A 6,754-nucleotide genomic window follows, 5' to 3' on the forward strand; every position below is an offset into this window, starting at 1 on the left:
TCTTATAAGCCTACAATTGCTATACTTGCAGTAGCAGCAGCTATCTGCGGCGGCATCATATCACTGTTTGCTTCAGCATTCCCGGACGGCCTTGAATGGTCCATGGAGAAAGTTGCAGGAACAGCAGAACTTGAAGCAACAGGCAGCGCTTACGAAACAGCAGCCGGAATCCAGGAAGCAACATCGCTTCTTCCTGACTACGCTTTCAAAGGAAGCGAATCCGTACTTGGAACAAGCTTTTCAGGAATCGTAGGAGCTTTAGTAGTTGTACTTATAACAGTTGGCGCCTGCTATGCCTTTAAATTTTTTAGCAAAAAAAATAAAGCATGATCCGCTCAGATTCACATTTAAAAAAAGCTTATCCTAGCTATCTAAATTTAGATATAAGTTCAATAGATACTAGCTATCTAAATTTAGATATAAGTTCAATAGATTATAGTTACCTAAATTTAGATATGAGTTCAATAGATCAAAACTACTAAATTAAGATATGAGTTCAATAGATCAAAACTTACGAGAACTTAATAAGATTCAGGATCTTCAGCAGCGTTCCCATTGGATGAATGACCTTCATCCTCTGGGGAAGCTGCTTATTAGCGTTATATACATATTTTTGACAGCTTCATTTGGAGGCTATGATATAGCGCCACTTATACTTATGGCTATCTATCTCGTATTTACTTTTCTTATGGGGGACCTTTCCTTAAAAGAAGGCCTGTATAGAATGAGACTTATACTACCGCTTGTCATGTTCGTAGGAATCTTTAACCCCTTCTTTGACACCAAAACAGTACTATATATAGGAAGTATACCTGTTTCAGGCGGAGTCATATCGATGATAACCCTCATCATAAAAGGTCTTTACTGCGTGCTGGCAGCCTATGCGCTGATAGCTACCACATCAATAGACGACATCTGCTATGCCTTAAGATGTCTTAAAGTCCCTAAGATAATTGTGATCGTGATCATGCTCATATACAGATATTTCGATGTCATGGCACAGGAAGCTGCAAGGATCACAACAGCCTACAGATTAAGGGCTCCATCACAAAAAGGCATACATTATAAAGCCTGGGGAACGCTCGTTGGACAGTGGCTTCTTCGAAGCATGGACAGAGCTGAAATGGTCTATGAGAGCATGCTCCTTAGAGGCTTTAAAGGCGAATTTTCTTTTAACAACAAAAAAGTGACCCCATTTGACATCATCTATCCCCTAATATGGGCCACTATCTTGATCATTATCAGGTGCAGGATACTACTATGAAAACAGGAATACACGGCGAAATCTTAAAAATTGAAAATCTCTCTTTTGCCTACGACAAGGACACACCTGTCCTTCAGGATATAAATCTTCATGCAAAGGACGGCGAAAGCATAGGCATAATAGGTGCCAACGGAATCGGTAAGTCCACCCTCATGAAGCTTCTGGTAGGACTGTATACCAATTACCAGGGAACACTTGTTGTTGCAGGGCATGAAGTCACTTCCCAAAACCTAAACCACATAAGAGAACACGTTGGCTACGTATTCCAGGATTCTGACAGCCAACTCTTCTTGTCGAGCGTTGAAGACGATATTGCATTTGGGCCCAGAAACTACGGCCTGTCTGAAGAGGAAGTTCAAAAGAGAGTAGACGATGCGCTTTCATTCCTCAATATCGAACACCTCCGCAGGAAGCAGACCTACAAAATGTCAGGTGGGGAAAAAAAGCTCGCATCAATAGCCACCATCCTTGCCATGAATCCAGACATCATCATCATGGATGAGCCATCAATAGCCCTTGATCCTAGAAACAGAAGGAATCTTATAGGTATACTAAATGAAATAAAATCTCTCAAAATAATAACATCCCATGACCTTGATTTTGTCATGGATACCTGCGAAAGAACCGTTCTGATAGATGAAGGGAGGATCATTGCAGATGGAGATACAAATACCATCCTAAAAGATAAAGACCTTCTGACATCCCACGGACTTGAACTCCCACTTAGCCTTTCAAGACTATAACTATCACTTGGAAAGTCATACTTATATCCCCCTTTATCAGTGAAAATATGCATTTCGTCGCATATTTTTGACGTTTCGTCGGATTTTGAACACATATTATATCAGATAAAGTATAATTGCTTCGAAAATACATTTGATAAAAGGGGAGCACCTAATGAAAGAAAGAAAAAAGTTAGCTCAGCAGATTTACAACAAGTTTTTCTTAAGAACACTTGTAGTTCTCGGAGTCATTCTTATTCTCTGCATTATCGCATCAGCCACAAGATTATTCGGAACAGGATTTATAGGCATACTACTTGGTATCGTATTACTAATCGTATCAGCTTTTATGCTTTATATGATGGGAGTATATGATAATGCAAGAACTCTTATGATCGCAAGGGCACTTGTCGGAAGAGAGATATCTGATAATCCTGTCAAAGAAGGCCTTGATCTCTTAAACAAATTCGGAAACAGAAGATTCATAGCCCGTAAGAGAAGTTTTGGAATCATAATGCGCAAAGCTACAAAGGGCATCATAAAGATAACATCATACCTCGCAGAACTCAACATTCCATTAATGCCAGTTATAGCAAAGCTTATCAACAACGTAGTAAAAACAGCTTATAATAATACAGCCAAAATGATCCTGTGTTATCAGCTTGGCTACTTCGAAGACTCAAATATGGACCAGTTCTATGATCTTGTAACCTACTATGTTCAGGATGGCAAGAACTTCCTTTTAAGAACTATTAAAAGAGAGATCCGTTCAAGCATAATCGCTAAAGTAGCAGCAACTGTAACTGTATTAGGAATCATCGCATTTTATGCAACACACTCACCACTTGCTGTCATACTCGCTGTTCTTCCATTTGTGATCCTTCTTATCGGAACATTTATGGGAATGCCAAATCCCACTATAGATACAATGGCAGACTATATTGAATATGTTCAGACACATGCACTTAATACTCAGCTTAAGAGCCAGATCGTAGCTGGTCTTGAGATCACCGACAATGTGATCGACATAAAGCGCGCAGTTCAAAATCCAAACACCTACAACTTAAGAAGAGCTGCAAACAGTGTTGAAGACATCTCCAGAAGAATTAACAAATAAGTAGCACTCAAACAAAAAGTACGTAAAGAATGAGGTTCCCTCAGACTTTACGTACTTTTTTATTCACTCTTTCATCAATAGCAATGTCAGTTCTTCCCATTCGGTAGCATGACCAGAAATCTTATGATATTATCGCCGTCTCGTATGGCCTCTATGTTACCGCCATGAGAGACTGCTATAGCTCTTGCAACGGAAAGACCTATGCCGTATCCTCCGCTCTTCCTGTTCCTTGAAGTATCTGCTCTATAGAACCTGTCGAAGAGCCTGTCCAGATCACCTTCAGGCATATTGTCGCAGGTATTACTTACTTCAAATTCTATATGCCTTCCCTTATTCATCCTGACAGATATATTACCCTCATCAGATGAATACTTCATGGCATTGTCTATAAGAAGAGACGCAAGCTGGGTCATGGAATTCTTATCACCCTTTATATGAACTCCGGACTCTATATCAATTGAATATTTTTTGCCGGAACTCTCTGCAACAGCTTCAAAGCTCTTTGCCGTCTCCATAAGGATACTACTTAAATCTATATCTGAGAAAATAAGCTTAACGTTCTCTTCTTCCATACGTGAAAGAGTAAGCATATTCTTAACAAGAGCAGTCATGCGGTTAACCTGGTTCTTAATGCTCTGCGTCCACTCACTTTTGCCATTATCAAGTTCTATTACGTCAACGTTGGCAGATATAACAGCAAGCGGCGTCTTAAGCTCATGACCAGCATCAGTTATAAATCTCTTCTGCTTCTCCAAAGATTCAACAACCGGATATACTGCATGCCCTGACATAGTCCATACAAGGATGAACATGGCTATAAGGCATACAAACATCAGGATAAAAGAATTACGAAGAAGCTTTATGGAATTGGACAGATCAGAGCTGCAGTCCTTAAAAAGAATAAGAGTGCCGCCTGTCTCCATCTCTTTAACATAATATCTATAGGATGATTTGTAGCCCTTTGTATGACCCGTTCCATAAATATCGGCAGCCATATTGCCGGCAATAGTCTCAGAAACAGAGGCTATATGACTTGTATCTATCTCTATGGCTTCTCCGGACTCATTAAATCTTACCCAGAAATATCTTGTAGAAAATGGAGTTTCCATATTTCTGGTATAGTCCAGATTATTCCTTCCAAGTTCCATGCTTCTTGGTTCCGGAGGTCCGGAATTTCCTTCAGAAGAGCTTCCCGGAGAATGTGAAGATCCCTCTTCCATGCTCATATGTTTTGAAGAGGAATTACCAGATTCATCATCTGAAGATGAGGAATTATCCCCAGAGGAATTATTTTCATGAGAATTGCCTTCTTGAGAATCATCTTCCGGCTTCCCATTTTCAGGTGGTGCCATATCAGAACTGCCAAATCCGTTTTCGCCGGATCCAAACATAGGCCCATTTTCAGGGAATGCTCCATCATTATCTGCAAGAGTCTTGAGTATTGAATCTGCGCTATTTGTAACTTCTATAAGATTGGCCACATTGATAACGCTTATAAGCACCACAAGTATCACAAGCAGTGCGCTCATTGCAGTTATTACAAACTTTCTGCGAAGTTTACTGACCATAGATCACGCATCCTTTTTTTCGTGAATAGAATATCCAACGCCTCTCGATGCCTTAATTTCTGCTGTTGATTCAAGTGCCGCAAGCTTCTTACGAAGATTGGATATATATACCCAGACAACATTAACATCAGCTTCACCATCAGCCCATATCCTGTCCATAAAATTATCGACAGATACTACTCTTCCGGGAGTAGTCATGAGCATCTCCATCATCTGGAACTCTCTGCCCGCAAGGCGTATGCCTTCGTGACCCTCGGTAGAAAGCTCATAAGTATTACGGTCCAGAACAAGATTTCCACAGGAAAGCGAAGTCTGGCTAAAATCTGCCTTACGTCTTGTCATGGCACGAATTCTTGCAAGAAGTTCGCCCATATCAAAAGGCTTGGTAAGATAATCATCCGCACCAAGATCAAGTCCCTTGATTCTGTCATCAATGTCATTCTTGGCAGTAAGGAACAGGACCGGCGTAGTAATTCCGGCCTCTCTTAGCTTTTTAAGGACCATGGTCCCTTCCATCTTGGGCATCATGATATCAAGTATTATTCCGTCATAATCACCAGAAAGTCCGTAGTCAAGAGCATCCTCTCCATCATATACAGCATCGACCGTATAGCTTGAGTGACGAAGTATGGCAACCAGAGCATTTGATAATTCTTCTTCATCTTCTGCAAGTAATAAACGCATAATAATCCTCCATTTTCTACAATACCCTCATATATAACAATTTTATAACAAAAAACAAGCACTAACAATGCACAAGCATATAAGCATTTGTGCTATTATTGTTTTTGTGGGCTTTAGTTATAACCTAGATAAAAAGGCTTAAAATTCATGTTTTCCCGCCCAAACGACACAATAACATTTCTATTTTAAGGAAGGACTGTGAAAAAAAGATGAACAACACTCGTCAGATTCAGGCAATTGACAATGTTATAAACAAAGAAATAGCACTTGGCCATATTTCAGGTGCCAACATCATGATAACCAAAGACAGCCAGATGCTCTATAGAGGCAGCTATGGCCTTGCAGATATCGAGAACAACATTCCAATGAAAGAAGATACAATCTTCCGCATGTTCTCCATGTCCAAAATGATAACCTCTGTATGCGCAATGATCCTGATGGAACGCGGCCAGATCGACCTCTTCGATCCTGTCAGCAAATATCTGCCGGGATTTAAGGATCAAAAAGTATGGACCGGTAAAGGAGAAGAAGTCAAAGCTCCAAACAGAGAGCTTATCCTTAAAGACCTCCTCAACATGACAAGCGGCCTTACTTATCCAGAAGAGAACAACTATCCTACTGCATGCTCTACAGCTCTTTTTACCAAAATGGATGAAGCCCATGAAAGAGGCGAGCGCATTGGTACTGTCGAGTTTGCTAATAAGATAGGACAGCTCCCACTTGAGTTCGAACCTGGAGAGCGCTGGAGATACGGAACAAGCGCCGATGTAATGGGCGCCGTTGTAGAAGTTGTATCCGGCAAAAGCTTTGGCCAGTTCATAGAAGATGAGATCACACGTCCTCTTCATATGCACGATACAGGCTTCTATGTACCTGAGGAAAAGATTGGCCGTCTCGCTCAAAAATACAGATTCTTTGCAGATGGTGAGAATGCTCAGCCAACATCTGTAATAGACTCTGTAAGTGGAAAAGTTAAAATACAGAATGTAACCGGAAAACTTGTAATAGAAAAAGGCCCTCACCTTGCCATGGAAGATACAATAACAAAGGCTCCTGCCTTCGAATCAGGCGGTGCCGGAATAGTATCAACAATTGATGACTTTGCAAAGTTCGGCCAGATGCTTTTAAACGGAGGCACTTCCAGTGATGGAACAAGGATTCTTGGCAAAGAAACTGTTCGCTTCATGCGCACCAATCAGCTTACCCCGGAGCAGATAAAATCTACAGGCTGGGACAGCCTTCAGGGCTACGGCTATGGTAACTTCAACCGCGTGCTTCTTGATCCTGCTGCCTACCAGACCAATGCTCCTGTTGGCGAATTCGGATGGGACGGATGGCTTGGTACATATATAACACTTGATCCAACCAATAACTTTATGTTCCAGTATTATATACAGCT

At 40.9% G+C, this 6,754-nt stretch carries 7 protein-coding genes; 5 read left to right on the plus strand and 2 right to left on the minus strand.

What is annotated here, in order from left to right; translation table 11 throughout:
* The 4 genes from K6G87_RS11450 to K6G87_RS11465 form a co-directional block, all read left to right on the plus strand.
* Nucleotides 1-330: PDGLE domain-containing protein (locus K6G87_RS11450; protein ID WP_296837272.1), on the plus strand; the 330-nt coding region annotated here is incomplete at its 5' end.
* 160 nt (nucleotides 331-490) lie between these two features.
* A complete protein-coding gene (cbiQ, locus tag K6G87_RS11455) occupies nucleotides 491-1,264 on the plus strand; it encodes a cobalt ECF transporter T component CbiQ (protein WP_296837275.1) in 774 nt (257 codons plus the stop codon).
* The gene (locus tag K6G87_RS11460) at nucleotides 1,261-2,007 is read left to right on the plus strand and encodes an energy-coupling factor ABC transporter ATP-binding protein (protein WP_296837290.1); all 747 of its coding nucleotides are present in this window, start codon (nucleotides 1,261-1,263) and stop codon (nucleotides 2,005-2,007) included. The genes cbiQ and K6G87_RS11460 overlap by 4 nt, the downstream gene beginning before the upstream one ends.
* A 154-nt stretch (nucleotides 2,008-2,161) precedes the next feature.
* Nucleotides 2,162-3,103: a hypothetical protein gene (locus K6G87_RS11465; RefSeq protein ID WP_296837278.1), complete on the plus strand. Its 942-nt coding sequence runs from the start codon at nucleotides 2,162-2,164 to the stop codon at nucleotides 3,101-3,103.
* A gap of 86 nt (nucleotides 3,104-3,189) precedes the next feature.
* Here K6G87_RS11465 and K6G87_RS11470 read toward each other — a convergent pair whose 3' ends face one another.
* Nucleotides 3,190-4,671 (minus strand): sensor histidine kinase, encoded by a 1,482-nt coding sequence (locus K6G87_RS11470; RefSeq protein WP_296837281.1) that lies wholly within the window; start codon nucleotides 4,669-4,671, stop codon nucleotides 3,190-3,192.
* A gap of 3 nt (nucleotides 4,672-4,674) precedes the next feature.
* Nucleotides 4,675-5,355: a response regulator transcription factor gene (locus K6G87_RS11475; protein ID WP_296837284.1), complete on the minus strand. Its 681-nt coding sequence runs from the start codon at nucleotides 5,353-5,355 to the stop codon at nucleotides 4,675-4,677.
* Between the two features lie 209 nt (nucleotides 5,356-5,564).
* Between K6G87_RS11475 and K6G87_RS11480 the strand changes: the two genes are divergently transcribed.
* A partial coding sequence (locus K6G87_RS11480) for a serine hydrolase domain-containing protein (RefSeq protein ID WP_296837286.1) occupies nucleotides 5,565-6,754 on the plus strand: 1,190 nt, incomplete at its 3' end.

Source organism: Butyrivibrio sp. (assembly GCF_024699075.1).

Excerpts from the sequence above, each read along its gene's own strand:
- cbiQ (WP_296837275.1), top strand. The coding sequence starts at position 491 with ATGAGTTCAATAGATCAAAACTTACGAGAACTTAATAAGATTCAGGAT.
- K6G87_RS11460 (WP_296837290.1), top strand. The coding sequence starts at position 1,261 with ATGAAAACAGGAATACACGGCGAAATCTTAAAAATTGAAAATCTCTCT.
- K6G87_RS11465 (WP_296837278.1), top strand. The coding sequence starts at position 2,162 with ATGAAAGAAAGAAAAAAGTTAGCTCAGCAGATTTACAACAAGTTTTTC.
- K6G87_RS11470 (WP_296837281.1), bottom strand. The coding sequence starts at position 4,671 with ATGGTCAGTAAACTTCGCAGAAAGTTTGTAATAACTGCAATGAGCGCA.
- K6G87_RS11475 (WP_296837284.1), bottom strand. The coding sequence starts at position 5,355 with ATGCGTTTATTACTTGCAGAAGATGAAGAAGAATTATCAAATGCTCTG.